This is a genomic window from Microbacterium wangyouchuni (assembly GCF_054072595.1).
In genome coordinates this window covers 199,078-224,437 of record NZ_JBSVRM010000007.1, presented here as the reverse complement: position 1 = coordinate 224,437, position 25,360 = coordinate 199,078, and the positions used below count along the sequence as shown (strand labels likewise).

The following is a 25,360-nucleotide window of genomic DNA, read 5'->3' as shown; positions in this document are numbered from 1 at the left end:
TCGCATCGTGTTGCGAATGTCGGAGCCTGTTACGAACGCGGGAGGTTTTGGTCAAATGTCTCCGACAGGTGTAACAACCTCCGACATCCGCAACACCGCATCCACAGCTTTTCGCGCCCCAGCCGGCTCCGCCGCACCCTGCGGCCTCACCACTTCGGCCAGTAGCGCCGCGATCTTGCCCGCAACATAGGGTGCCGCGAAGGACGTGCCGCTCCACGCGGCGAAGCCGCCGCGGTAGTCATCGGGGTCGACGGTCTGCCGTTCGAGCTTGCCAATGTCCGAGCGGGTGGTCGCCTGCGCCCCGCCGACGAACGCCGGAGTGGTTGAAACGACCATCGCCCCAGGTGCATAGGCGCGCACCCACGGCCCGACGTTCGAGAACAGCGCCAGCGACTTCAGCGACGGGTTCAGTGCTCCGACCGAGATCAGCGGCAGCGCAGCATCCGGAGTCAATCCGTTGTCCGCACCCGGCCATGCCCACAGTGATGCCGGAAACGACGGACGATCGACCGCATCATTTCCTGCCGAGCACACCACGATGGTGCCGAGTTCCCGCGCGGCCCGCAACAGATCGTGCAGCACGAGGGAGAACTGTCCGTCCGACGGGGTCTCGTGGTAATAACCGAGCGACAGATTCAGCACATCGATCGGATGCCCGCCATCCAGGCCGTGCACGAATCGACGCTGCAACTCCACCGTCGCCGCCAGAGCCTGCAGGAACGTGCTCTCATCGACCACACCCAGTGACCCGGCGACGCGGATCGAGAGGATGTCGGCATCCGGAGCCGTCTGCCGGATCAGCCCCGCGATGAACGTGCCATGCCCGGCGACCGCGTCGATCTCACCGTCGAGCTGGCCGTACAGATCGGGGTAGCGTTCCGGATCGTCATCGCCGGTCAGCCCGATCGGGATGCCGTCGAGCTCGATGCGCCGCGTCACGATGTCATCAGGCAGCCACTCGTGCTCGCCGCATCCGGTGTCCAGAACAGCGACCACCGCACGGCGCTGCTTTCTGGATCCCGCGCTGCGCACCGGAGCCGCCCCCACCCAGGCGATCGGTTGCCTGCCACCGCGGCCCGGTGCCAGATAGTCGTCACTGCCCACCGCTCCTTCGCCGCGCAGCGGGTTCGTTCGGGTGAAGGGGTTGGTCCGGGTGAACGGGTTGGTCCTGGTGAACGGATTGAGGCCTACCGGATCAATCGCCAGAACATGTTCGAGACCGGCACGTGGCATCGGGTCGCCAACGATTCGGCGCGCCCGCTGCAGCACACGCCAGGCATCCGGGGCCACGGGCGACTCGCCCTCCTCGGGAACATCGGGGGTGGTCAGCAGGGCGCGATGCAACCCGGGGATGCCGGGCAGCATGTCGTCTCGCTGGCCGGCTCGCATCACGTCTCCGGGTTCGATCAGCAGCTGCCAGCCGAAGGCTCCGGCCGCCTGCGTGAGCGCGCGCACATCGCGGTCGTACGCGCCATTCTCATCGTCAGGGAGTTCGGCGATCAGCATCCGATCCGGCAGGTATGCCGTTGGATATGCGCGGATGCCGACCACGGCGTCGACGGTCGGATCGAGCGCCTTTCCGCGCGGGATCGAGCCCTCGGCGCGATCCCGCCAACTCCAACCCTTGGGCTGCTCCATTGATCTCCCTCTCTGTCGGCGTCACCGCCGCTGTGTCCCCCGAACGACCGCTCACACCTCGAATTGCGGGGTGCGCAGGTCTGTGGCTCCTTCGCCGGTGACGAGCAGCACCTGGCTGAGGCCCGCCGGAACATCGGTGAAGACGAAGCGGCCCTGCTCGCCGGGGATGGCGCTCCAGGACTGTGTCCCCTGAGTGAGACGCACCTCGACCGCGCCGGCATCCACCCAGCCGTCCACGCGGCGCTGTCCGCGCTCGCCGCGGCTGACGTGCAGCAGGATGCTGGTCGTCCCGTCGCTGAACTGCAGCGTCGTCGTCTCGCTTTCACCGCGCACGGGCGAATCGGCGTTCTCGATCAGGGTGAGCAGCGCGTACTCGTGCGAGAGGTCGGCCACCGCGACTGCGGTGATCATGCGGTCGACGAGGCCATCGGGCAGCGGATCGATCTCTTCTGCTGCCGTCCGCAGACGCATGAGCAGGACGTCGTCGGAGTCAGTCATCATCGCCCCCTTCCGGGGTCAGGCCCGCGTGCACCACGGCGGTGCGCAGCTTCGCCAGGCACCGTTTGCGGGTGGGTCCGATGCTGCCGATCGGCATCTCGAGATCGGCGGCGATCCGGGCGTAGTCCGGACGATCATCGAAGGCGACCACGCGCAGCAGCCGCTGGCAGCGGGCATCGAGAGTGCCGACGGCGCGCCACAGGCGATGAGACTCATCGGATGCCGCGACCTGAGACTCCGTCGACTCCTGCACAGGCAGCAGCGGTTCGAGGGTCTCGTCGGGGGTGGCATCCGTACGTCGATGGTTCTTCGAAACCCGCCAGGCCTCGCGTCGTGCGGTGATCGTCAGCCAACTCGACACCGCCCGAGAATCAGCGATCTTCTCGTGCCCGCGCACGAGGGAGAGCCAGGTGGATTGCACGACGTCCTCGGCGAGCATGCGCTCCAGTCCATAGGCGCGCACAACGTGCCAGAGCACGGGGGTCATCAGGCGCACCAGGTCGTCCATGGCGCGCGCGTTTCCGGAGCGCCAGTCGGCGAACAGATGCGCGGCGCGTTCCCAGCGCGGCGAATCCTCGCTGACGGCGCCCTCGGGCGAGGCGTCGGTCATGATGATCATTGTGCTCACACTTACTAGGAGCACGGCAAGTCGTCGGTGATACATCGTGACCCGCGCGGCTACGCTGGGAGGGTGATCGCCCTTGCTGTATTGCTGTTCATCAACGCCGCTTTCAACGTCATCGTGTGGCCCCGGTTCTACAAGCGGGTTGTGGATGATCCGCGGGCTCGGGATGCTGACGGCAAGGCCACGACGTTCCTCAAAGTGCATGCGATCCTCATCGCGTTCGCGCTGGTGATCGCCCTCGTATCGGTGCTCGCCGGGGTGGCCGCTCTCGTCGGGGTGCTTTAGTCGGGGTCTCGGTTGTCGCCGAGGTCACTGCTGTTTTGCCGGGCGTGCATCGGGTGCGCCACAGGTGCGCGTCACACTTGTAGGTCGATTGGCACGCCTGTCGGGCGGATTTGAGCATCTCGGCCTGCAGGCGTGATCTGGGCCGACAACTGTGCCGGGAACCGCCTGCCGGGGCCGGGTCAGGTCGTCTCGAACTGACGGGCGTGCGCCCTCCAACCGGACTCGACCGGGAGTGCGCGCAGGCCGCGGTTGGAAAGCGCGAGCAGCACCGATAAGGCGCACAGAGCGGATGCAGTGATGAGCGTGCCCTCGCGCCCGATCGAAGCGAGTCCGAATCCGGCGATCAGGGGTGCGAGCGGCATGGCGCCCATTCCGAGCACGGCGCTGGCGCTGTTTGCGCGTCCGAGCAGTGCGGTCGGGGTCGCAACCATGAAGTAGCCCATCAGTGCGGAGTTCACCGCCGGGATGAAGAACACGGTGATGGCGAGGACGCCGGCCAGCGCCAGCGGCTCACGCGCCGGAATCATGCCGAAGACTGCACAAACCGAGACGCTGAGACCGCCGATGATGATGACGCTCGCCCGCACCCGCGACACCAGCGCCGGTGCGACGAGGGCGCCGAGCAGCATGGCGACTCCGGCCGCGGTGCCGAGGAATCCGATGGTGATGGTGGAGTGTCCTGCCTGCTGCAGTGCATAGATGATCGTCGTCATCGCGGTGGCGAAGCCGAGGTTCACGATCGTCGCCACGAACAGCACGCCCCGCAGGTCGGGACGCGAGAACAGCCAGCGAAACCCCTCCTTCATCTCCCGTACCGCATTGGGCTTGCCCGCATCCGCTCGGGGCTTTCCGGCATCCGGATCGTCCGGATTTTTCACAGGCGAAGTGGATGCTGTTCGCTGCAGCATCCACGCCGTCACGGCCGCGATAACGTGGCACAGCGCCATGGCCGCGCCGATCAGCCAGGCACCGGCGGCGAGGAGCGCACCACCGAGCGGCCCGCCGGCCAGTTCCAGCACGGCGCTGCGACCCTGGTTCGCGGCTTGAGCCCGGCCCATCGCGTCATCCGGGACGATCTCCTTCAACGCACTCTCGCCGGCGACGTCGAAGAGGCCGGTCCGCGCGGCGAGGAGCACATCGATGACCAGCAGCGTCGTGAACGTGAGGGCGTCGCCGAGGGCGAGCAGCACGAATGCTCCAGACAGCACCACTCCGATGAGCGAGCCGAGCACCATCATGACGATGCGGCGGTGGCGGTCGGCCAGCACGCCGCCGTACAGAGTGGTGATGGTTCGGGTTGCCATGCCGACCGCGCCGATGATGCCGGCCTGGGCCGGGTCATTCGTGACGAAGAGCACGATCAGCGGGATCGCGAAGCCGAACAGTGCACTGGCCAGACCCTTGGCTGTGTCGCTGATCAGCCAGGTGATGTAGCGGCCATTACGCGTGAGCCGATGCGGTGGGGTCGTGGTGGTCATGGGTCGATACTAGATGCGCACGCTCTATTGCGCAATTGTTCTTGCGCAATTTCTGGTGCGGATAGGATCGAGGCATGGCGGATGAATCTCCGAAGCCCGTGCATCCCGACGCGAGAAATGCGACGTCGGCGATGCTCAAGGCGTACGCGCATCCGCTCCGACGCCGGATCGCGAAGGCTGTCGGTGCACGGGGACACGCTCGTGCTGCCGACATCGCCGCTGATCTCGGCGTTCCAGCGAACAGCGTGAGCTTTCACCTGCGCGTCCTCGCGGATGCCGACCTCATCGAAGAGGCGCCCGAGCATGCCCGCGACAAGCGTGATCGGGTGTGGAAGGCCGTGGAGGCGGCGTGGAATGTCGGGTCCCCCGAACATCCGGTCGAGGACGAGGTGCTGGGAAATGCACTCATGGCGTCACTTGTCGATGAGCATTTCGACATGGTGCGGCGGGTGATGAGGTGGGCGCCCGATTATGTTGCGGGTCGAAACCCGGCCGTGCACGGCACCTTCTCGCAGCGCAATCTGCGCCTGACCGAGGCAGAGTTTCGTGAGATCGAGCACCGCATCAACGACGTGATCCAAGAGATCGCAGATGCCCACGACCCTGATAATCCCGACGGCCGCGTCTGGACTCTCGACATCATCGGGGCCGACGACACGATTTGACGGGCGTCTCCGCTGCCGCGCCCGCTGCCGCGCCACTGCCACTGCCGCGCGTGCACAACTCCTGAAAAAACAGAAGAATCGGCCCGATCAGGGGCTGTACGCACCCGATCGAGCCGATTCTTCAGGAGTTATGAACGGCTGAGCCGTCGCCAAGCCCCTGACCCCTACGGCGTCGCCCGCCGGAATGCCAGGAACGAGACCGCGGACAGCACCACAATGGCAACGAGTCCCCACAGCGCGAGTCCAACGGCGCCGAGGTCGAGGATTCCGATCCAGACCCGCTCCCACAGTTCGAGCCGCGTCACGAGGAAAGCGACGCCGACCAGGACGAGTGCCAGTGCGACGCTCGCGATCGTCAGCACCATCGGTCCCCAGCTCTTGTAGATCGTCGCGCCGGTGAATCCGACGACGAAGAAGAACAGCGCGAGGGTGAAGTAGACGATGAGGGCCCCGAGCGGTCCGGTCTCCCACACCCACGGCAGGTGGAACACATAGCCGTTTACGCCGTAGCCGTTCGTGAGCAGTTCGATACCGCCGCCGATGAGGAAGATCAGCCCCATCAGGCCACTCGCGAGGATCGCCGTCAGCATCGTTCCGAGGAAGAACTCCCGCCGGGTAATGCTCATTGCCTGAGAGAACGGGAAGGTCAGTGTCATCGCCGACATGCCGACGGCGAAGAACACCCAGAGCGGAGCCTGCCCGCCGCCACCGTACTTCGGGGTGTCGATCGGGATCATCGCGTAGATGAGAACGGAGATGAGCACGGCGCCGCCCAGAACAATCAGCGGCACCCAGATGAAGGTCTGCTTGTTGATGAACTGCAGACGGATGACATTCAGTGTGCGGGACATCAGCGAACCTCCTGAGTTTCTGCGCCGGCCTTCTGGGTCAAGCGGACGATGAGCTGTTGCAGTGAGACGGGTGCGAGGTCGAGCCCGGATGCCGAGACCTCTGCCCTTTCGGCGTCGGACAGATGCCCGAGCACGGTGACGGATGCCACGCGTCCGAGCGCTTCGCGATGCAGAATTTCTCGGCCGGTGGCCCAGGCATCGACCTTCGCCGCATCGCCGACGACGGTGACGGCGCGATCACGCAGCGCGTCAGTGTCTTCATCGAGCAGGATCGTGCCGCTGTCGATCACGATGACCTTCTCGATGAGATTGGAGACCTCATCGATGAGGTGCGACGAGAGGATGATCGTTCGAGGATGCTCGGCGTAGTCCTCGAGCAGGCGGTCGTAGAAGATCTGCCGGGCCACGGCGTCGAGGCCGAGGTAGGGCTCGTCGAAGAAGGTGATCTCGGCACGCGAGGCGAGGCCGATGATGACGCCGACAGCCGAGAGCTGCCCGCGCGAGAGTTTCTTGATCGTCTGCTTCATCGGCAGCTGGAAGTCGCGGATCAGCTGATCGGCCAGACCCTGATCCCAGTTCGTGAAGAAGAGGCGAGCGGCGCGGAACGCGTGGCCCGGAGTCGCATCATCCGGATACTTCTGACTCTCGCGGACGAAGCAGACCCGACTGAGCACGCGGGCGTTCTCGTATGGGTGCTCGCCGAACACCTTCACGTCGCCCGACGTGGCGAAGTTCTGGGCGGTGAGGATCGACATGAGTGTCGTCTTGCCGGCGCCGTTGCGGCCGAGCAGCCCGTAGATGGAGCCACCCTCGATCGACAGCGACACATTGTCGAGCGCGTTCGTCTGCTTGTAGTGCTTGGTGAGGTTCTTCACCTCGATGACGGCGGTCATGCGGGCGTCCCTTCGGTAGTGGTTTCGGATGCACCTGCTGCAGCGCGTTCGCGCAACAGGGCTGCCAGATCTTCGGCGCCGAGCCCGAGCGTGCGGGCCTCGGCGAGCAGTGGGTCGAGGTAACGGTCGGCGAAGGCCGCACGGCGCTCGCCGAGCAGCAGTTCGCGGGCGCCGGAGGCAACGAACATGCCGATGCCTCGTTGCTTGTACAGCACTCCCTTATCGGTGAGCATTGCGACTCCCTTCGCGGCGGTGGCGGGGTTGATGCGGTAGAAGGAGGCGAGCTCGTTCGTCGAGGGCGCCTGGGATTCCTCTTCCAGTGAGCCGTCGAGGATCGAGTCCTCGATCTGCTCGGCGATCTGGAGGAAGAGGGGCTTTCCTTCTTCAATCACGCATTCCTCCTGCAGTTGGTCGGTTACTTACTCGACTAACTAACCATCTAACCCGAGTGTGTGTCAAGTCCTCGAGCAAACCGCGCCCTGCACAACTCCTGAGATCTGCCGACTGTTGACGTAGCCACGGCCTGATCGGGCCGGCCCGGCTCAATTTTTCAGGAGTTATGCACCGGCGACCGGGCCGCGGTCGTCAGCCGCGGAGGTCGCGAGCGCGCAGCGCGAAAGCGGATGCCGCGGCCAGAGCCAGGGCGATCCCCCACGTGAGCGCGAGCCCACCGGCATCCACGCCCTCGGCAAGCGGCGACTGGCGGAACACCCACGCGTACGGTGACAGCGCGTTCAGCCACTCCAGGTCACCCGACTGCTTCGCCAGTGCCTGCAGAATGTACGCGAGTACGGCGATGCCGGCACCGACGCCGGTCGCCCAGATCTTGCGCCCGGTCGCCGCTCCCGCGAAGAGAGCTGCGGCAGCGGTGAGGAAGGCGAGCCCGGTCAGCGCGGCGCTGGCGCCGACAAGGCGCACGGGGTCGAGCTCGAGTTCGCTCGGTCCGTTCAGCGCCCACACGACGAGGCCCGAGAACGCGCCGAGCCACAGCAGCCGCACCAGCACGGCGAGCCCGGATTCCCAGGCGTACTGCATGCGTCCGATGCCGTGGGCGAGGTCGAGTTCGGCGCGTCCGGACTCCTCGGTGCCGGCGAGCGCGGCCGATCCCCAGATGACGCTTGCGATAGTCAGCAGTAGGAAGCCCATCAGCCCGTAGAACGTGGCCTCGGTGTAGCCGGCTCCGGTGGCGATCTGGCTGTACCCGAGCGTGTCGACCAACTGTTTCGGGAGCGAGTCGATCAGCTCCGTCATCTGATCGCTGGCCCCGAACGTGGGGTAGATCGGCAAGTAGAGGAAAAGGACGGCGGCGATGCCGATCGACCAGCCGAGAAGGCTGCGCCATGATTCGCGGATGCTGCGCCGAAACACCGGCAGGAAACTACGCATGGTCAGCCTCTTCGCCGCCGCGGGTCGAGGAAGAAGCATCCCCGTACAGTCGCAGCACGGACTCCTCGAGATCCGGCTCTTCCACGGTCAGCTCGCGCACGTCGTATTGCGCCAGCAGCTTCACGAGGGGGTCGATCGCCCCTTCGATGGTCGCGGACACCTGCACGTCTGCGGCGGCGGCGGTGACTTCCAGCGCGTCGATTCCCGGCACTCTTTTGAGCGCGGCGCGGGCCGCCGCAGCATCCGTGCCCTCGACGATGACGCGCACCCGGCGCACCGATCCGAGGCGCAGCGAGGCGACCGGGCCGTCGGCGACGATGCGTCCTGCGCTGAGGACGGCGACCTCGTCGGCGGTCTGTTGGATCTCGCTGAGCACGTGCGAGCTGAGCAGCACGCTCTGGCCGGCAGCACGCGCTTCGCGCACGAGCTGCAGGAACTCGCGCTGCATGAGTGGGTCGAGTCCGCTGGTCGGCTCGTCGAGGATGAGGAGCTCGGGGCGGTGCATGAACGCTTGGATGAGTCCGATCTTCTGCTTGTTGCCCTTCGAAAGCGTGCGCACAGGACGGTTCAGATCGACGCCGAGCCGGTCGGCGAGATCGTGCGCTGTTCGCAGAGTGGATGCTGCATCGCCCGGCCGTCCGGACACCTCGGCGTAGAACGACAGCAGTCGGTGGCCACTTGCGCGCCCCTCGAGGTGCAGTTCGCCGGGGACGTAGCCGATGCGCCGTCGAAGTGCCGCGCCTCCCTGTCGGGGATCCTCGCCGAGCACCCGCACGGTGCCGGAAGACGGCCGAATCGTGTCGATAAGCGTGCGCATCGTGGTCGTTTTACCAGCGCCGTTCGGCCCGATCAGGCCGAACACGCTCCCCTCCTGCACGCGCAGGTCGAGTTCGTGCAGGGCGACGCGCTGGCCATACGTTTTATGTAGAGCTCGGGTTTCTACGGCGGCGGTCATGGTCGTTCCTCCTCGGGAACGGGAGAGGCGCCCAACGCTGTGCGCGTTGCATCCAGGAACGCGTCGGAGGCGTAAAGGCCGTGGGTGAGCAGTTCCATGGTCGGAAGCGTCGAGCGCAGGAGGCCTGTGGGGCTGAGGTAGTCGGCGCCTAATGCGCGGGAGATCTGGGTGCGCATCACGACGGGCGCGAGCCCCATGAGTGCCAGGATGAGAGTGGTCATCTCTGGGTCGCTCATCGGTTCGAGCAGGCCAGCGGCGTTCTGCTCGTCGAGCACCTTCCGGGTGCCGGAGAGGATGCTGTCGAACAGCCGATCTGCGGCGGGTGAACCGTCGACGAGCATGCGTCCGAGGTAGTCGATGTAGGGGCCGTAGCGGTCGAGGTCGTTCAGGGCGGCGTGGATGCGGTCGCTCGTCGGGGCATTAATCAGCTCATGCGACTCGTCAGTGAAGATGCCGGCGACGTACTCGTCGCAGATGCGACGCAGCGCCTGCTTGTCGCTGAAGTGATGCACGATCAGGGCTGGACTGACTTCGGCCTCGCGAGCGATGGATCGCAGGCTCGTCCCATCGAAACCGTCGCGAGCGAAGGCGACGATGGCCGTGTCGCGGATGCGAGCGCGGGCGGTGAGGTCATCAGGTACTGAACGCATGTACAGCAGACTAAACACCTGTTCATCCTCTGTCAAGGGTATGCACTCTCTGTGCGGTGGGGTCATAACTCCTGAGAACTGTGCGGGATTCGGACGAAAATGGAGTCTCAGCCCTCGCCGGCGCGAAAACCTCAGGAGTTGTGCACGCGTCGATGGCGGGGTTCGAGGCGGTGCGCGAAGGCGCGTAGCGGCGGTCGCGGGCGCGTAGGTTGGGGAGGTGCCCGACTTTGCCTATGACCGCCTGCGCCGATTTCCCGATGTCGAGGCGAACAATCTGCAGGCCCACGACGCCACCGATCTGCTGTTGGTCGAGCGCGCTTTCGCGCTGGTCGAAGAAACTGGGCTGAGTGGTTCCGAGATCGCCGTAATCGGCGACGAGTACGGTGCAATCACGCTGGCGTTAACGGATGCTGGGTTCACGGGCATCCGCGTGCATCAGGATCTCGCCACCGGGCGTCGGGCGCTGGCCAACAACGCGCAAGCGCTCGAGCTGACGGGCTTCGCATCCCATGAACTCGACGCGTCGCTGCTCGATGGGGCGAAGCTCGTGCTGCTGCAGCTGCCCAAGTCCCTCGCCGAGTTGGAGGAGATCACGGATGCCGTCGCCCGCTGGGCTGCAGCCGATGTGACCCTGGTGGCCGGAGGGCGTGTGAAGCACATGACGCTCGCGCAGAATGAGGTGCTCGGCCGCAGTTTCGCCGAGGTGCAGCCCCAGCGTGCCGAGCGCAAGTCACGGCTCATCGTTGCGCGGGGGCCGCGGCCCGTGCCGGATCAGCCGCCATATCCACAGCGCGCGGAGCATCCGGACCCGTCGACAGGTTCGGGGGCCGGGCTCACGCTCGTCGCCCACGGCGGCGCGTTCGCCGCTAACCGCATCGACATCGGAACCCGGGTGCTGCTGGAGGTGCTCTCCGACTCTGCCGGTTCACAACTCCTGAGAACTGCACCCATTCCGGCCGGAAATGCTGATGCACCCGCTTCCGAGGCGCAAAGTTCAGGAGTTATGCGCGGCGAGCACGTCGTCGACCTCGGCTGCGGCACCGGCGCCCTCGCCGCGTACTACGCGCTGCGCCACCCCGAAGCTCGGATCACCGCGACTGACCGCTCGGCCGCGGCCGTGGCATCGGCTCGCGCCACCATGGTAGCCAACGGCATCCAGGACCGCGTCACGGTCACGCATGATGACGCCGGTTCAGAACTGCCCGACGCATCCGCCGATTTGATCCTGCTGAACCCGCCGTTCCACCTCGGTGCCAGCATCCACGCGGGGGCTGCCACGCGGCTGTTCGAAGCATCCGCTCGCCTGCTCCGCCCGGGTGGAGAACTGCTCACGGTCTACAACTCCGCACTCGGATATCGGGCCGAACTCGGACGCATCATCGGACCCACGGAGCAGCTCCGGCGCACGCCGAAGTTCACCGTCACGCGAAGCATTCGGCGCTGATTTCGCATACGCGCAGATTGTCGACATTAGACAGAACTCCCGTTCACGCGACAAAAACAAGCGTCGTGACCGGATCGAGATTTGCCCCTGACCGGCCATTTTGTTACGTTGAAACGTAGGCCTTTTGGCCTGATGACCAGTCCGCGGTCACGTCCTTCATTCGATGAGCTGTGCTGCGAAGAGGCGTGGACGTACGGTCGATGTTCTTGCGGCGGAGCCGAATTCCGCCGTCAGTGCCGCGATGCAGCAATTTCGAACGGCCTTGTGAACTCGTCCCGGACGTAACCGAAGTGGGCTCCCGAAACCCGAAAAGTCGGTGAGCCGCCGGGGGAAACGTGACCGAAACCGCACTAGTTGCGCGCAATCTGTTCAAAGTGTTCGGGAAGAATCCGAACCAGGCCGTCCGTCGGCTGAAGGCCGGCGAAAGCCGCGCCGATGTGATGGATGCCGGAACCGCCGCCGTCATCGACGCCAGCTTCGAAGTGAAGCGTGGCGAGATTTTCGTCATCATGGGCCTGTCCGGATCGGGCAAGTCCACCATCATCCGCATGCTCAACGGACTGCTCAACCCGACAGCCGGCGAGGTCACGATCCAGGGACGCAACGTCACGAAGGCCGGCCCGGCCGAACTGCGCGACATCCGCCGCTCTTCGGTATCGATGGTCTTCCAGCACTTCGCCCTGCTGCCACACCGCACCGTCATCGACAACGCCGCTTACGCGCTGGAGATCCAGGGCGTCGGCAAGACAGAACGTCTTGCGCGCGCCAGCGAGATCATCGGAAAGGTCGGATTGGCCGAATGGGCCGACTCCTTCCCCGATGAGCTCTCCGGCGGAATGCGCCAGCGCGTCGGTCTTGCCCGCGCACTCACCGCAGGCAGTGACATCCTGCTCATGGATGAGGCGTTCAGTGCCCTTGACCCGCTGATCCGGCGTGAGATGCAGGAACAGCTCGTCGAGTTGCAGGAAGAGCTCGGCCGCACCATCATCTTCATCACGCACGACCTCAACGAGGCGATGTTCCTCGGCGATCGGATCGCGGTCATGCGCGACGGGCGCATCGTGCAGAACGGTACTCCGGAGGAGATCCTCACCGACCCGGCGAACGACTACGTCGCCCAGTTCGTGCAGGACGTCGACCGCACGCGCGTGCTCACCGCCAGCGCCGTAATGGAGCCGCCGCACCTCACCACTCCGATCAGCGCGGGAGTGCGCGGCGCGCTGCGGACGCTGCGTGAATACCAGGCGAGCGCGGTCTTCGCGGTCGAGAACAACCGTCTGGTCGGTGTGGTCACCGACCGCGCCGTCATCCGCGCGGTCAAGGCCGGTCAGACTGATGTGCGTCAGATCGTGGACGAGTCCGTGCTCACCGTGGGCCCTGACGACCTGCTCACCGACATCGTCGAGCGTGCGGTCGAGACGCCTGTCCCGCTCGCGGTCATCGATGACAAGCGCCGACTCATCGGAGTCATCCCGCGGGTGACCCTGCTCGCGGCGCTCGGCAACGTCGCACCCACCACCCGGGAGATGCCCATCATTCAGACTCCGATCGAGATGGTTGCTCAGTTCACCCCGCTGGTGGATGCCGCAGCTGAGGCTTCCGCCACCCCGGCCGGTGCCGGTATCGAAGGGGGCAACCGCTGATGAACATCATTGAATGGATCACTGACGGCGCTCGCATCCCGCTGGGTAAGTGGGTGAAGGAGCTCATCAACTTCCTGCAGGACTATCTCGGTTGGCTCTTCGACTTCATCGCGACGGTCTTCACCGGCGTGTACGAGGGTGCGACCTGGCTGTTCACTGCCCCTCCGGGCTGGCTGGTGATCATCCTGCTCGCCCTCATCGCCTACACGGCGAAGGGATGGAAGCTCGCGCTCGGCACGGTGATCGGACTCGTGCTGATCATGACGGTCGCGCAGTGGGAGAATGCCATGCTGACGCTGGCACTCACCGTTGTCGCCGTGCTCATCGCGACGATCATCGCGATTCCATTGGGCATCTGGGCTGCGCGATCGCAGACCGTTTCCAACATCGTGCGTCCGATTCTGGACTTCCTCCAGACGATGCCCGCGTTCGTCTATCTGCTTCCGGCGATCTTCCTGTTCAGCGTCGGGCCCGTTCCCGGCATCGTCGCGACGATCATGTTCTCCGTTGCTCCCGGCGTTCGGCTCACTGAGCTCGGCATCCGCGGAGTCGACCAGGAGGTCGTCGAGGCCGGTCACGCATTCGGCGCGACGCCCGGTCGCATCCTTCGACAGATCCAGCTGCCGCTGGCGATGCCGTCGATCATGGCCGGTGTCAACCAGGTGATCATGCTCTCGCTGTCGATGTCGGTCATCGCCAGCATGGTCGGTGCCCCCGGCCTCGGCCGCCCGATCGTGCAGGCGCTGAGCTCGGTGAACATTCCGCTCGGCTTCGAAGCGGGTATCGCTGTGGTGGTCATTGCGATGATCCTCGACCGCATCACCGGTGGCTTCGGTGGGCGTGGCCGCACGCGCAAGTCCAGCCGGGTTTCGACGAAGCCGATGGCGGATGCTGCGGACGAAAAGGCAACGACGACCGCAGGCACCCCCTGAATTCCTCAAGACTGACGCACGCTCTGCGTGCTGACGACCCACGGCACCCCGTGGGCATATCCCCAACATCCGCGACACAGCACGCGGAAGGAAAGGAACGATCATGAAGAAGCGACACCTTCTCAGCGCCCTTGCACTGGGCTCGGCGGTAGCTCTCGCACTGACCGGCTGCGCCAGCGGTTCGGATGCCGGAGACAACAACGGCGACGCGGGCGAGGCTCCTGCGTCGAAGGACATCACCATTGGCGTGTTCAACGGCTGGCCCGAGGGAGAGGCGGCTTCGTACGTCTGGAAGCTCGTGCTCGAGGAGCAGGGGTACAACGTCGAGCTCGCATACGCCGACGCAGGCCCGGTCTTCGCCGGCGTCGCGGACGGTACCTATGACCTCGCGCTGGATGGCTGGCTGCCGTTCACCCACGCGGACTACTTCGAGCAGTTCGGCGACGACATCGTTGACCTCGGCTCGTGGAACAACGACGCACTGCTCACCATCGCAGTCAACGCCGATGCTCCGATCGATTCGCTCGAAGAGCTCGCGGAGAACGCCGATGCGTTCGACAACCGCCTGATCGGCATCGAGCCGGGCGCCGGCCTCACCGCCGCCACGCAGGACAACACCATCCCGACCTATGGTCTCGAGGGCATGGACTTCATCACGTCGTCGACCCCGGCGATGCTGGCCGAGCTTCAGACGAAGCTCGACGCCGGTGAGAACGTGGCCGTGACGCTGTGGCGTCCGCACTGGGCCTACGACGCCTTCGACATCAAGGACCTCGAGGACCCGGAGGAGACCCTGGGCGCCGCCGAGGAGATCCACACGATCGCCAAGAAGGACTTCGAGTCGGAGTTCCCCGAGGTCTTCGAGTGGATGAGCAACTTCGCGATGGACTCGGACGTGCTGTTCTCGCTGGAGAACGCCATGTACAACTCCGGTGAAGAAGACGTCACTGACTACACCGAGATTGTCCAGACCTGGATGGACGAGAACCAGGAGTGGGTCGACGGCCTGACCTCCTGATTTTCTGATTTCCCCCGGGCGCAGCCTCGGGCGGAGTTCGCAGTGATGGGCGGAGCTTTCCGAGTGGAGGCTCCGCCCATCGCTGCTTTCTCCTCCCATGCGAGCGGCACCTGAGCGGCGTAGCCTGGCCGATATGGACGGTTTCGCCGCTGTCGACTTCGGATTTGCTCGCGAAGTGCTCCAACGGGGCATCGCGGCGCTCTACCTCGTCGCGTTCGTGTCGACGCTGAACCAGTTCCGACCGCTGCTGGGCGAGCGGGGACTACTGCCCGCCCCGGAACTGCTCGAGTGGGCATCGTCTTCGAAGGCGAGAAGACGGATGCTGCGCCCGACCCTGTTCGGTCGCATCCGCTATACCGATCGGCGTCTCGCCGTCCTCTGCTGGGCGGGCATCGTCCTGGCAGTGGTCCTCGTCGTCGGCATCCCGCAGCTCGGCCCGCCCTGGGTGCCGATGGTGTGCTTCCTGCTGCTCTGGCTCGGATACATGTCGATCACCAGCATCGGCCAGAGCTTCTACGGCTTCGGGTGGGAGATGCTGCTGCTGGAGGCCGGGTTCCTCGTGGCGTTCCTCGGCTCTGGTGATCAGCCGCCGCCGACCGTGGTGATCGTGCTGCTGTGGTGGCTGCTGTTCCGCCTGGAGTTCGGTGCGGGAATGATCAAGATCCGTGGTGGGCGCGAGTGGCGCGATCTCACCGCCCTGACCTACCACCATGAGACGCAGCCGATGCCAGGGCCGCTGAGTCGGCAGGCGCATTTGCTGCCGCGCTGGTTTCACAAGGGTGAGGTGCTGGGCAATCACTTCGCGCAGCTGGTGGTGCCGTTCTTCCTGTTCGCACCGCTGCTCGGGCTGCTCCCGGGAGCTCCTCCGCAGCTGGTCGAAGGCTCCGCGATCGTCGGCGCGGTCGCCGGTGGCATTGTGCTTCTGACACAGCTCTGGCTCGTGGTGACGGGAAACTTCGCCTGGCTGAACTGGGCGACGGTGGTGCTCGCGTTCTCGGCAATCGGCCTGCCGGGATTCGGTCGGAGTGGCCCTGCTGAAGGCTCTCTCCCGCTCTCATGGGTCGTGATCACCTCGGCTGTCGGCATCCTCTATCTCGCGCTCAGCTGGCCCGCGCTCCGAAACCTGTTCGCTTGCCGTCAGCTGATGAATGCGAGCTTCAACCGCTGGCAGCTCGCGAACGCCTACGGGGCGTTCGGCACGGTGACGAAGGAGCGGATCGAGATCGTCGTCGAGGGGACGCTCGATGAGGATCCGGATGCCGCCCACTGGCGCGAGTACGAATTCACAGGCAAGCCGGGAGACGTGCGGCGCGTGCCGCGCCAGTTCGCTCCGTACCATCTGCGGCTTGACTGGCTGATGTGGTTTCTGCCGCTCGGGCACTCACTCGACGACTGGTTCACCCGGTTCCTGGCTCGTCTGCTCGAAGCGGATGCCCCGACGCTCGCGTTGCTGCGCCACGATCCGTTCGCGGGGGAGCGGCCGCAGTGGGTGCGCGCGGTGGCGTACCGGTACCGCTTTGCCACGCGGGCGGAGCGCCGAGCCGACGGCGTCGTCTGGGTACGCGATCGGCGGCGCATGGTGGTGCATCCGGCGCAGCTGCCGGGGTGAGGGGCTGCCGGTCTCAACCCTCGGTAGGTGGCCGAGGCGCAGCGATCTCCCGCGCGACCTGCTTCTCGAGCACCTGCACGGCTTCATCGGACAGCACGATCAGGCCTTCGAGCTCGTCCCGCACCCGCTTATAGGCGAGGTTGCGTTCAGCCTGGGTGGCTGATTCGTCCACAGCGACTTTCAACAGCTTCTGTGCACGGTCGAGCTTCTTGCGCTCAGGCTCCGTGAAGGTCGAATCGCGCAGGCGCCGGGCATCCTTCTCAGCGATCTCGAATGCGACGGCGTAGTTGCCGACAGCATCCAGATACTCGGTGATCTGCTGCTCGCTCACCTTGGCATCAGCGGATGCCGGACGCAGAGCATCTGCGGTCTTCTTCGCCCGCAGGAACGCCGCGGTCAGTGGCTGGCGTCCATCGCTCATAGCGGGGAAGGCGATGAGCTTGGCGACGTCGAGTTCGTAGTCGAGCCAGCGCGCGGTGATCTCGTCGTGCTCGGCGAAGAGTCGCTCCAGGAGCTGATTCGACGGCAGCCGAGCGTCGGAGTCGATCTCTTTCGGTGCGTTCCTGACGGGGCCGCTGGAACCACGGGCAGCGATCTGAGCGGCCTTGAGCTCGCCCTTCATCCGCAGCGTTTCCATCCGGCGCTGATGCCGCCGCTTCGCGCTCTGCTCCCAGGCCTTCGCCGCGCCTCCGCCCATCGCCATGATCGGGAAGATCAGCCACCAGTTCTCGGTGGCGAAGCTCCACAGGCCTCGGAAGAACTCATCCATGATGCGCCCAGCCTACTGCGCCGCCCGTTTCCCCTCCGTCCCCGGCACCAGGTGCGAGTGGGTAGTTGCGGCTCAAGTTTCCGGAGAAATCAAGCCACGCGCGCCCACTCGCAAGCAGTGCGGAGCGTTACTCGGCGCGGGTGAGTTCGCCGAGCTTCTCTCCGGAGTCGTTGAAGGCCACGAGAACGTCGCCGTCGACCTCGACCGCACGAACGCCGCGCAGCCAGTCATCGACACCTTCACAAGCCTTCAGCGTGGAAGCGAACTGCGCGAGGTCGATCTGGTCGCCCTCGACGGTGAAGTTGGTGAAGATTCCGTTGCAGCCGTCGCTGCCCGTTACTTCGCCGTCGACGGTGAATTCCAGGTGCGGTTGCCCTGCGGCATCCTCACCCCAGGACCCGAGCAGTTCGGCGACGACGGGGTCATTCGGGTCTGCTGAGGATGTGGGTGCGGATCCCGGTGTCTGACCGGCAGCACAGCCGGTGATGAGCAGAGTGGCGGCACCGACCATCGCGGCCAGCGTGAGGATTCTGGGGGTTCGTGTGCGCATGGACGTCATCGTAGTCGGCCCCACCTGGAGACGAGCGGGAAGGTTGAGTGAACCGTTGTAACCGAGCCAAGAAGTGGGGAGAAGTCCCCATACACGTGACAGAACGGAGATCTACTGTTGGCTTCTGTGAGTTTGCTGGGTAGTCTTGCGGAGGTTTCTGTGTTCGCGCTGCGGGCATGGAGTCCGCGATTTTCTGAGGAATGACGAGCAGTTTGTCGCTTCGGGACCATTATTCGCTACAGATGAAGGACATCGACTTTATGAAGAACAGAGGGATGGTACGTCGCCCGCTGGCTTTGACAGCGGCTACGACGATTGCCCTAGGGGGGCTCTTCTTCGCGGCTCCTGCTTACGCTGCGGAGAGCGTGGGGGACCTGAGTAACCTGACTCCGGCGCCTACCAAGGACGTCACCGCCGCCGCCGCTGCTGCTGCTGTCGTCGCGTACGGTGTGAACGCTGCGGGCGAGAGTGTCGTCGTCGTCGCGGGCGATGAAGCTGAAGCTGGCGACGCGGAGCTCAAGGCATTCACCGACGCGGCTGAGATCGACGGCGCCAAGGTCGTCACGGTCAACAGCACGCTGTCCGCGTTCGCGGAGAACGAAGTTGTCGGCGGACAGGGATACGTGGGTCTCTCCAATCCTTACCTGTACGCATGCTCGGTGGGCTTCACCGGCTTCAACCCGGACGGCGGTCCTGCGCTCATCGGTGCTGGGCACTGCGCCTACGACCAGGCCGGTGACAAGATCGTCCAGACGACTCTGACGATCCCTGCTGACGAGCCCGCTGTCGGCGGCCCCGGTTACGTGACACCGGATGTTCCGGTTCTGCTCGGCACCTTCGGCTTCGCACAGTTCGGTGGCCCCAACGGCACCACCGGCAGTGAGGGCGACGTCAACTCGACCGACATCTCTGTCATCGACATCAACGTCGACGGCGAGTTCAGCCTTCTTCCTGAGGTCACCGACTGGACCACGGCTGGCGAAGACCTCGGTTCGCTCGCGGAGAGCACCGTCTCGGTCAAGAGCGTCGGCGCTCCTGTCGCCGGTGATGTCTCGAAGAGTGGTCGCACGACCGGCTTCACTACCGGCACCATTGACGGCGACGACGTCATCGACGGCTGGGCCAAAATCGAGGACCGCTGGGTTCGTGGCTTCTCGAGCAACACCGTGGCGGGTCCCGGCGACTCCGGTGGAGCCGTCATCCAGGGCAACAAGGCTGTCGGCCTCATCAGTGGCGGTTCCGAAGCCACGGAAACTGAGGAGCAGTGGACCTGGGCAACGTCCCTCGTCCACGGCCTTGAGCACACCAACGGCTACACCGTTGCTCTCGACCTGGATGCTCCCACGGTGACCGACCCGGCTAGCGGCTCGACCGCCATCGTCGGCTCGACCATCACGGGCAAGGCGCCCGGTGCCAAGACGGTTCGCGTCTCCGGCGTTGGCGATGCATTCAACGTCTCCGTCTCCAACGGCGAGTTCTCCTTCAAGGCTCCCGGCACACCCGGTGACTACGACTACAAGATCGTCGCATCCAGCGGCTACAGCAAGTCGGAGACCACCTCCTACACGCTGACCACGAAGTTCGCACCTACCGCGACGCCGGTCATCACCTCGCCTGCTGACGGTGCAAGCATCGACAGCACCGTTACGGCAGTCAGCGGAACCGGTCTTCCCGGTGCCGAGGTTGTTGCAACGGTCAACGGCACGGAGTACACCACCACGGTCGACGGCTCGGGCAACTGGACCATCAAGGGCCTCGAGCTCAAGTACGGCAAGCACAGCGTCAGCGTTGTGCAGACCGCCAACGACGACACCTCGGATGCCGCAACTTCGGCCTTCTCGGTTGTCCCGGTGGCACCTGCCGTGACCTCGATCACGAACGGCACCACGTTCGCGCACGACAACGGACCCTCCGCCCTCTCGGGCACGGGCATCGACGGTGCAACTGTTACCGTGAAGCTCAACGGCGCCGAGCCTGCAGCCCTGGCTGCTGAGAGCGGCTCCTACCCGGCTGAGGTCGTTGATGGCAAGTGGACCGTCAAGTTCGACGCTGCACTGCAGCCCGGCTCCTACACGGTCTCTGCAACGCAGAGCATCGAGGGCGTCGCATCCGCACCCGTGAGCCTCGCGTTCTTGGTTCTCGTCGAGCCGGCTCCGGCTCCCACCACGCCTCCGGCACCTGAGCCCACCACGCCTCCGGCACCCGGTGGCGAAGGCGGCAACGGCGGCGAGGACGACAACCTGGCCACGACCGGTACGGACATGATCGTGCCCCTGAGCGCCTCGGCTGGTGCCCTGGTTCTGCTCGCCGGTGGCATCACGCTTCTGACGATTCGTCGTCGCAAGCTGATCGAAGGCTGATAAGCACTGAGTAAAAGGCGGGCATCTCTTCGGAGATGCCCGCCTTTTGCGTTGGTGCTGGCATCCTCCTGGCGACGCGTGCCAAGATGACCACGACGCGGCTCACTCCGGGCTGGTCCCGAACGGGAGGAACTTCAGATGCAACTCGCCATGGTCGGACTCGGCAGGATGGGCGCCAACATCGTGCGGCGGTTGATGCTCGATGGGCACGATTGCGTCGTCTACGACGTGAATCCGGATGCTATCGCCGCACTCGTCGCGGAGGGCGCCACGGGCGCAGACAGTGTGGCCGACCTCGCCGCCAAGCTCGAACCGACCCGCGTCGTGTGGATGATGGTTCCCGCCTCGCTCACCGGAGCCATCGCTGAAGAGGTCGCGGCGGTTCTCGATGCCGGCGACATCCTCATCGACGGCGGCAACTCAAACTATCGTGACGACGTGCGCCGTGCGGCCACACTGCGTGAACGCGGCATCGAGTATGTCGACATCGGCACCAGTGGCGGCGTTTTCGGGCTGGAGCGAGGCTACTGCCTGATGGTCGGTGGCACGGAAACGGCCGTCGATCACATCGAGCCGATCCTGCGCACGATCGCGCCCGGCCCGGGCGACATCGAGCGCACGCCCGGCCGCACCGGCGACCTCGCACCCGAGGAGCAGGGATTCCTGCACTGCGGCCCCGCGGGCTCTGGCCACTTCGTGAAGATGGTGCACAACGGGATCGAGTACGGCATCATGGCCGCGATCGCCGAGGGTCTCAACCTGCTCAAGAACGCGGATGCTGGAGTGCGCGAGGCCGAGCACTCCGCAGAGATCGCCCCGCTGGAGGAGCCGGAGTTCTACCAGTTCCCGATTGAAACCGACAAGGTCACCGAGCTGTGGCGTCGCGGATCGGTCATTTCGTCCTGGCTGCTTGATCTCACGGCGGCCGCGCTGCAGGAGGATCCCACGCTGGATGGCCTGGCGGGTCGGGTCTCAGACTCGGGTGAGGGCCGCTGGACAGTCAAGGCTGCGGTCGACGTGGGCGTGCCCGTGCCGGTGCTTGCCTCAGCGCTGTTCGGACGGTTCGCGTCACGTGACGAGGACCAGTTCGCGAACCAGGTGCTGTCAGCGATGCGCCTGCAGTTCGGTGGGCACAAGGAGCTGCCAGCAGGCGATGTGCTCGAGGCCGGCGCGCGCAAGGCCGACGCCGGCTGAGGTTGTGGCAGCGTTCGGTCAGCGCCCGAGCTTCTCCGCGCACGGCACGCAGTACTCGGCGAACGGACGCACCCGCAGACGCGCGAGCGGGATGCGTTCGCCGCAGTTCGCACAGACGCCGTAGGCGCCGGCATCCATTCGCGCGAGCGCGTCATCGACCTGCTGCAGTTCTTCGCGAGCACCCTCGAGCACGCCGCTGAGGCGGGACCACTCAGCTGACAGCGGCACGCCCTCTGGATCATGTTCGTCATCGTCGCTCTGACTGCTGCGATCGTGGGTCAAAGCGGTGAGCGTGCTCGCAATCACATCGGTGCGATCGCTTGCCTCACGGCGCAGCATTTCAAGCAGGGTGCGCAGCTCACTGTCGGTCATGCTCATACCCTAGGGCGCGTCATGCGCCTTCCGGTCATTCAACCCGCTCACACGGTGACCGATCGTCCTCCGGTGTTCGCCTGCCGACCAGAGTGACGACCTTGCACGTACGCCGAAGCGTTGACGCCCTGGCGCGTGCGCGCCCTCTTCGAGGGGATGGCGTCGACGAAGGCATCCACCTGGTCTTTGCGGGAAGCGAGCACGAGCGCCGTGCCGGTGCCGGAGTCGTCGATGATCACCGCGCGGCTCTCGGTGATGCGCTCGGCCGCGCCGATGCCGAAGCCGCGGATGAACCCGCTGCGCGCTCGGCGCTTCGCACTCTCGGGATGCCGTAGGTACCGCTCGCGCTCTCGTTTCCACCAGGCCCGCATCGCGACCATCGCCTGCACCTCAAGGCTCGCGGTGAGGCGTTTGGCCTGCTCGACGTCGGAGGCGAAGCCGATGAGATACAGAATCATCCCAGTCGCCGCCTCCGAGTACATCGGACGGATCGTGCCGAGCGCGATTCCGATGCCAGCGCCGAGCTCACGGATGTCGCGCGCATACGACCCGGTGAACAGCATCCGCTCCTGAATGATCTCTTCCCGCGCCTGCCCATTCTTCGCGCGCTGCGCATCGAGCCGGGCCTGCTCGATTCCGTACTTCACCATCAGCCGCTCGGCATGCTCGGTGAGGGCTTCAGCCTCTTCCGGCGTCGTGCTTTCGGCCTTCGCCAACAGTTTGCTGATCAGGTCGATCTTGGCTTCGCTCATTTTCGTCTCCTCCGTCTGCGATGCCGACCAGTATCCAGCGGGGGTCAGACGTTGAGAGCTCACCACTTGCGAGTGGGCGGTTGTGGCTAAATTTCCGCGCAAAACAGCGCCAAACAGCGCCACAACTGGACACTCGCAAGCTGTAGGGGAGGGGACGCGGGGGTTAGCCGAAGAGGAGAGTTAGAACCGTCGAGCCGCCGCCGATGAGGATGAGCGAAGCGATCGTCACCCAGGCAATGATGCGCATGCGCCTGTTGCGGGGCTCGCCGAGCGATCCGTAGTCCTCTTCGGTGTCCTTCACCTCGGCCAGCTCGCTCACGCGTTGCCCTCGACGCCGCTGGCAGCAACAGGCTCCGTGACGGTCGGGCCGAAGGCCGCCGGCAGCGTCGCCTGCGAAGTCGCACGCAGCTCATCCGCCGAAACAGTGAACAGCCCGGTCACCTCGAGGTCGGCAACGCTGTCGGTCACGCCGATGCGCAGCACCGGGTATCCGCGGCCCTCACACAGGCCCTGGAACTTCACGTCATCCTCACGCGGCACCGTCACGATGACGCGGCCGGTCGATTCCGAGAAGAGAGCGGATGCCGCATCCACCCCGTCGCGCTCCATCAGCTCGGTCAGCCACACGCGAGCACCGAGGCCGAAACGCATGACGCCCTCGGCAAGAGCCTGGCCGAGGCCACCCTCTGAGAGGTCGTGCGCCGAGGAGATCAGCCACTCGTCGCGGGCTGCAGCAAGCAACCCGGCGAGGTTCTTCTCGCCGGCGAGGTCCACCTTCGGAGGCAGGCCGCCGAGGTGCTGGTGCACGGTATCCGCCCACGCCGAACCGGAAAGCTCGGTCGAGGTCGTGCCGAGCAGGTAGATGTTCTGGCCCACGTCCTGCCAGCCCGAGGGGATGCGGCGCGAGACGTCGTCGATGATGCCGAGCACGCCGACCAACGGGGTCGGGTGGATCGGAGTGTCACCGGTCTGGTTGTAGAACGAGACGTTGCCGCCGGTGACCGGGGTGCCCAGTTCGAAGCATCCATCCGCCAGGCCGTCGACGGTCTGTCCGAACTGCCACATGACCTCGGGGTTCTCGGGAGAGCCGAAGTTCAGGCAGTCGGTGATCGCGGTCGGGGTCGCACCCGTGACGGCGACGTTGCGGTACGCCTCAGCGAGAGCCAGCTGCGCACCCGCGTACGGGTCGAGCTGGCAGTAGCGGCCATTGGCGTCGGTGGAGACCGCGAAGCCGAGGCCGGATTCCTCATCGACGCGGATCATGCCGGCGTCGTCGGGGAAGGCCAGAGCGGTGTTACCCATCACGTAGTAGTCGTACTGGTTGGTGATCCAGCGGGTGTCGGCGAGGTTGGGCGAGCCCACCAGCGCCAGGAACTGCTCACGCAGCACGTCTGCGTCGTCCGAGCGGGGCAGCAGCTCAGCAGCATCCGCCTGCAGTGCGTCGATCCACGTCGGGTAGGCAACCGGACGGTCGTAGACGGGGCCGTCGACGGCGACCGTCGACGGGTCAACATCGACGATGCGCTCGCCCTGCCAGTCGATGATGAGGCGACCGTCGCCGGTGACCTCACCGAGAACGCTGGTCTCGACCTCCCACTTGGCGACGACCTCGAGGAAAGCATCCAGCTTCTCGGGCGCGACGATCGCCATCATGCGCTCCTGCGACTCCGACATGAGAATCTCTTCGGCAGTCAGCGAGGGGTCGCGCAGCAGCACGTTGTCGAGCGAGACGTGCATGCCGGAGTTTCCGTTGGCTGCCAGCTCGCTGGTCGCGCACGAGATGCCGGCAGCGCCGAGGTCCTGGATGGCCTCGACGAGCTCGGCCTTGTAGAGCTCGAGGCAGCACTCGATGAGCACCTTTTCGGCGAAGGGGTCGCCGACCTGCACCGCGGGGCGCTTGGTCGGGCCGCCGTCGTCGAAGGAATCGGATGCCAGGATGCTCGCGCCGCCGATTCCGTCGCCGCCGGTGCGGGCACCGAACAGGACGACCTTGTTGCCGACGCCGGTGGCGTTGGCGAGCTTGAGGTCTTCGTGGCGGAGCACGCCGACCGCGAGCGCGTTGACCAGCGGGTTCGCCTGGTAGACGGAGTCGAAGACCGTCTCGCCGCCGATGTTCGGCAGCCCCAGGCAGTTGCCGTAGAAGGAGATGCCACTGGTGACACCGTGCACGACGCGCGCGGTGTCAGGGTGGTCGATCGCGCCGAAGCGGAGAGCATCCATGACGGCGACCGGGCGTGCACCCATCGAGATGATGTCGCGGACGATGCCGCCGACGCCGGTAGCCGCGCCCTGGAACGGTTCGATGAAGGAGGGGTGGTTGTGCGACTCGGCCTTGAAGGTGACAGCCCAGCCCTCGCCGACGTCGACGACGCCGGCGTTCTGGCCCATGCCGACCATGAGCCGTTCCTTCATCTCTTCGGAGACCTTCTCTCCAAAGCGGCGCAGGTAGTTCTTCGACGACTTGTAGGAGCAGTGCTCCGACCACATCACCGAGTACATCGCGAGCTCGCCTGAGGTGGGGCGGCGGCCGAGGATCTCTTTGATCTTCGCGTACTCGTCGGGCTTGAGTCCGAGCGCCGCGTACGGCTGCTCCTTCTCCGGTGTCGCGACCGCGTTCGAGACGGAGTCGGGGACGTGCTTCACAGTCGCGGGGGCAGCAGCAGCTTCGGGGGTCACGCGCACTCCAAGATCAGGGCCGGCGGGGCATCTCCAGTCTACTTGCGTGGCGGCGGGTGGTGAGCTGGGGGAGGAGGCCGGTCGCTGGGTGGCTGCCCGGGCTGCTCGGGCTGCTCG

The 25,360-nt window shown here is 65.5% G+C and carries 25 protein-coding genes; 9 read left to right on the top strand and 16 right to left on the bottom strand.

Annotation, left to right across the window (positions count from 1 at the left end; translation table 11 throughout):
• Window positions 1–51 precede the first annotated feature (51 nt).
• From ACW5CM_RS13725 to ACW5CM_RS13715, 3 genes are read right to left on the bottom strand one after another with little or no spacing between them, the layout of a single operon-like run.
• Window positions 52–1,638 carry a S8 family peptidase gene (locus ACW5CM_RS13725; RefSeq protein ID WP_457125335.1) on the bottom strand — a complete coding sequence of 529 codons (1,587 nt, stop codon included), beginning with the start codon at window positions 1,636–1,638 and terminating at the stop codon, window positions 52–54.
• Between the two features lie 51 nt (window positions 1,639–1,689).
• Window positions 1,690–2,136, bottom strand: a complete 447-nt coding sequence (locus ACW5CM_RS13720) for a hypothetical protein (RefSeq protein ID WP_438252531.1) — start codon at window positions 2,134–2,136, stop codon at window positions 1,690–1,692.
• A complete protein-coding gene (locus tag ACW5CM_RS13715) occupies window positions 2,129–2,746 on the bottom strand; it encodes an RNA polymerase sigma factor (RefSeq protein WP_438252532.1) in 618 nt (205 codons plus the stop codon). The genes ACW5CM_RS13720 and ACW5CM_RS13715 overlap by 8 nt, the downstream gene beginning before the upstream one ends.
• An 81-nt stretch (window positions 2,747–2,827) precedes the next feature.
• On the opposite strand from ACW5CM_RS13715, the gene ACW5CM_RS13710 reads away from it, so the two are divergent.
• Complete coding sequence (locus tag ACW5CM_RS13710) at window positions 2,828–3,046, top strand: SCO4848 family membrane protein (protein ID WP_438252533.1); 219 nt, start codon at window positions 2,828–2,830, stop codon at window positions 3,044–3,046.
• A 179-nt stretch (window positions 3,047–3,225) separates the two neighbouring features.
• On the opposite strand, the gene ACW5CM_RS13705 is transcribed toward ACW5CM_RS13710, so the two are convergent.
• The gene (locus ACW5CM_RS13705; protein WP_457125334.1) at window positions 3,226–4,524 is read right to left on the bottom strand and encodes an MFS transporter; all 1,299 of its coding nucleotides are present in this window, start codon (window positions 4,522–4,524) and stop codon (window positions 3,226–3,228) included.
• Between the two features lie 74 nt (window positions 4,525–4,598).
• On the opposite strand from ACW5CM_RS13705, the gene ACW5CM_RS13700 reads away from it, so the two are divergent.
• Window positions 4,599–5,189: a winged helix-turn-helix domain-containing protein gene (locus ACW5CM_RS13700; RefSeq protein WP_457125333.1), complete on the top strand. Its 591-nt coding sequence runs from the start codon at window positions 4,599–4,601 to the stop codon at window positions 5,187–5,189.
• A 164-nt stretch (window positions 5,190–5,353) separates the two neighbouring features.
• Here ACW5CM_RS13700 and ACW5CM_RS13695 read toward each other — a convergent pair whose 3' ends face one another.
• The 6 genes from ACW5CM_RS13695 to ACW5CM_RS13670 all read right to left on the bottom strand — a co-directional run bounded on the left by ACW5CM_RS13695 (window position 5,354) and on the right by ACW5CM_RS13670 (window position 9,924).
• Complete coding sequence (locus tag ACW5CM_RS13695) at window positions 5,354–6,040, bottom strand: hypothetical protein (protein ID WP_457125332.1); 687 nt, start codon at window positions 6,038–6,040, stop codon at window positions 5,354–5,356.
• The gene (locus tag ACW5CM_RS13690) at window positions 6,040–6,933 is read right to left on the bottom strand and encodes an ABC transporter ATP-binding protein (protein ID WP_457125331.1); all 894 of its coding nucleotides are present in this window, start codon (window positions 6,931–6,933) and stop codon (window positions 6,040–6,042) included. The genes ACW5CM_RS13695 and ACW5CM_RS13690 overlap by 1 nt, the downstream gene beginning before the upstream one ends.
• On the bottom strand, window positions 6,930–7,325 hold the full coding sequence (locus ACW5CM_RS13685; RefSeq protein WP_439255508.1) for a GntR family transcriptional regulator: 396 nt from the start codon (window positions 7,323–7,325) through the stop codon (window positions 6,930–6,932). Before ACW5CM_RS13685 ends, ACW5CM_RS13690 begins: the two co-directional genes overlap by 4 nt.
• Window positions 7,326–7,518: 193 nt before the next feature.
• The gene (locus ACW5CM_RS13680) at window positions 7,519–8,319 is read right to left on the bottom strand and encodes an ABC transporter permease subunit (protein WP_457125330.1); all 801 of its coding nucleotides are present in this window, start codon (window positions 8,317–8,319) and stop codon (window positions 7,519–7,521) included.
• Window positions 8,312–9,274, bottom strand: coding sequence for an ABC transporter ATP-binding protein (locus tag ACW5CM_RS13675; RefSeq protein WP_457125329.1), 963 nt, complete (start codon window positions 9,272–9,274; stop codon window positions 8,312–8,314). Before ACW5CM_RS13675 ends, ACW5CM_RS13680 begins: the two co-directional genes overlap by 8 nt.
• A complete protein-coding gene (locus ACW5CM_RS13670; RefSeq protein ID WP_457125328.1) occupies window positions 9,271–9,924 on the bottom strand; it encodes a TetR/AcrR family transcriptional regulator in 654 nt (217 codons plus the stop codon). Before ACW5CM_RS13670 ends, ACW5CM_RS13675 begins: the two co-directional genes overlap by 4 nt.
• 217 nt (window positions 9,925–10,141) lie before the next feature.
• On the opposite strand from ACW5CM_RS13670, the gene ACW5CM_RS13665 reads away from it, so the two are divergent.
• The 5 genes from ACW5CM_RS13665 (at window position 10,142) to ACW5CM_RS13645 (ending at window position 16,570) form a co-directional block, all read left to right on the top strand.
• Entirely contained in the window at window positions 10,142–11,368 is a 1,227-nt protein-coding gene (locus ACW5CM_RS13665) for a class I SAM-dependent methyltransferase (protein WP_457125327.1), read from the top strand.
• A gap of 335 nt (window positions 11,369–11,703) precedes the next feature.
• Window positions 11,704–13,011, top strand: a complete 1,308-nt coding sequence (locus ACW5CM_RS13660; RefSeq protein ID WP_457125326.1) for a quaternary amine ABC transporter ATP-binding protein — start codon at window positions 11,704–11,706, stop codon at window positions 13,009–13,011.
• On the top strand, window positions 13,011–13,943 hold the full coding sequence (locus ACW5CM_RS13655; protein WP_438252544.1) for an ABC transporter permease: 933 nt from the start codon (window positions 13,011–13,013) through the stop codon (window positions 13,941–13,943). The genes ACW5CM_RS13660 and ACW5CM_RS13655 overlap by 1 nt, the downstream gene beginning before the upstream one ends.
• Window positions 13,944–14,046: 103 nt before the next feature.
• Entirely contained in the window at window positions 14,047–14,961 is a 915-nt protein-coding gene (locus ACW5CM_RS13650) for a glycine betaine ABC transporter substrate-binding protein (RefSeq protein ID WP_457125325.1), read from the top strand.
• A gap of 133 nt (window positions 14,962–15,094) precedes the next feature.
• Window positions 15,095–16,570: a lipase maturation factor family protein gene (locus tag ACW5CM_RS13645; protein ID WP_457125324.1), complete on the top strand. Its 1,476-nt coding sequence runs from the start codon at window positions 15,095–15,097 to the stop codon at window positions 16,568–16,570.
• A 13-nt stretch (window positions 16,571–16,583) separates the two neighbouring features.
• Here ACW5CM_RS13645 and ACW5CM_RS13640 read toward each other — a convergent pair whose 3' ends face one another.
• Together ACW5CM_RS13640 and ACW5CM_RS13635 are read right to left on the bottom strand one after the other, a co-directional pair.
• The gene (locus tag ACW5CM_RS13640; RefSeq protein ID WP_457125323.1) at window positions 16,584–17,339 is read right to left on the bottom strand and encodes a hypothetical protein; all 756 of its coding nucleotides are present in this window, start codon (window positions 17,337–17,339) and stop codon (window positions 16,584–16,586) included.
• Window positions 17,340–17,466: 127 nt separating this feature from the next.
• Window positions 17,467–17,889: an META domain-containing protein gene (locus ACW5CM_RS13635; protein WP_457125322.1), complete on the bottom strand. Its 423-nt coding sequence runs from the start codon at window positions 17,887–17,889 to the stop codon at window positions 17,467–17,469.
• 365 nt (window positions 17,890–18,254) lie between these two features.
• Here ACW5CM_RS13635 and ACW5CM_RS13630 point away from each other — a divergent pair, with 365 nt between their 5' ends.
• Together ACW5CM_RS13630 and gnd are read left to right on the top strand one after the other, a co-directional pair.
• Complete coding sequence (locus tag ACW5CM_RS13630) at window positions 18,255–20,249, top strand: chymotrypsin family serine protease (protein ID WP_457125321.1); 1,995 nt, start codon at window positions 18,255–18,257, stop codon at window positions 20,247–20,249.
• Between the two features lie 138 nt (window positions 20,250–20,387).
• Complete coding sequence (gene gnd / locus ACW5CM_RS13625) at window positions 20,388–21,443, top strand: phosphogluconate dehydrogenase (NAD(+)-dependent, decarboxylating) (RefSeq protein WP_439255521.1); 1,056 nt, start codon at window positions 20,388–20,390, stop codon at window positions 21,441–21,443.
• Between the two features lie 18 nt (window positions 21,444–21,461).
• On the opposite strand, the gene ACW5CM_RS13620 is transcribed toward gnd, so the two are convergent.
• From ACW5CM_RS13620 to purL, 4 genes are all read right to left on the bottom strand, one after another.
• On the bottom strand, window positions 21,462–21,815 hold the full coding sequence (locus ACW5CM_RS13620; protein ID WP_457125320.1) for a TraR/DksA family transcriptional regulator: 354 nt from the start codon (window positions 21,813–21,815) through the stop codon (window positions 21,462–21,464).
• A gap of 47 nt (window positions 21,816–21,862) precedes the next feature.
• Window positions 21,863–22,567 carry a DUF2786 domain-containing protein gene (locus ACW5CM_RS13615; protein WP_439255523.1) on the bottom strand — a complete coding sequence of 235 codons (705 nt, stop codon included), beginning with the start codon at window positions 22,565–22,567 and terminating at the stop codon, window positions 21,863–21,865.
• A 163-nt stretch (window positions 22,568–22,730) separates the two neighbouring features.
• Entirely contained in the window at window positions 22,731–22,886 is a 156-nt protein-coding gene (locus ACW5CM_RS13610) for a hypothetical protein (RefSeq protein WP_457125319.1), read from the bottom strand.
• The gene (purL, locus tag ACW5CM_RS13605; RefSeq protein WP_457125318.1) at window positions 22,883–25,243 is read right to left on the bottom strand and encodes a phosphoribosylformylglycinamidine synthase subunit PurL; all 2,361 of its coding nucleotides are present in this window, start codon (window positions 25,241–25,243) and stop codon (window positions 22,883–22,885) included. Before purL ends, ACW5CM_RS13610 begins: the two co-directional genes overlap by 4 nt.
• Window positions 25,244–25,360: the final 117 nt, after the last annotated feature.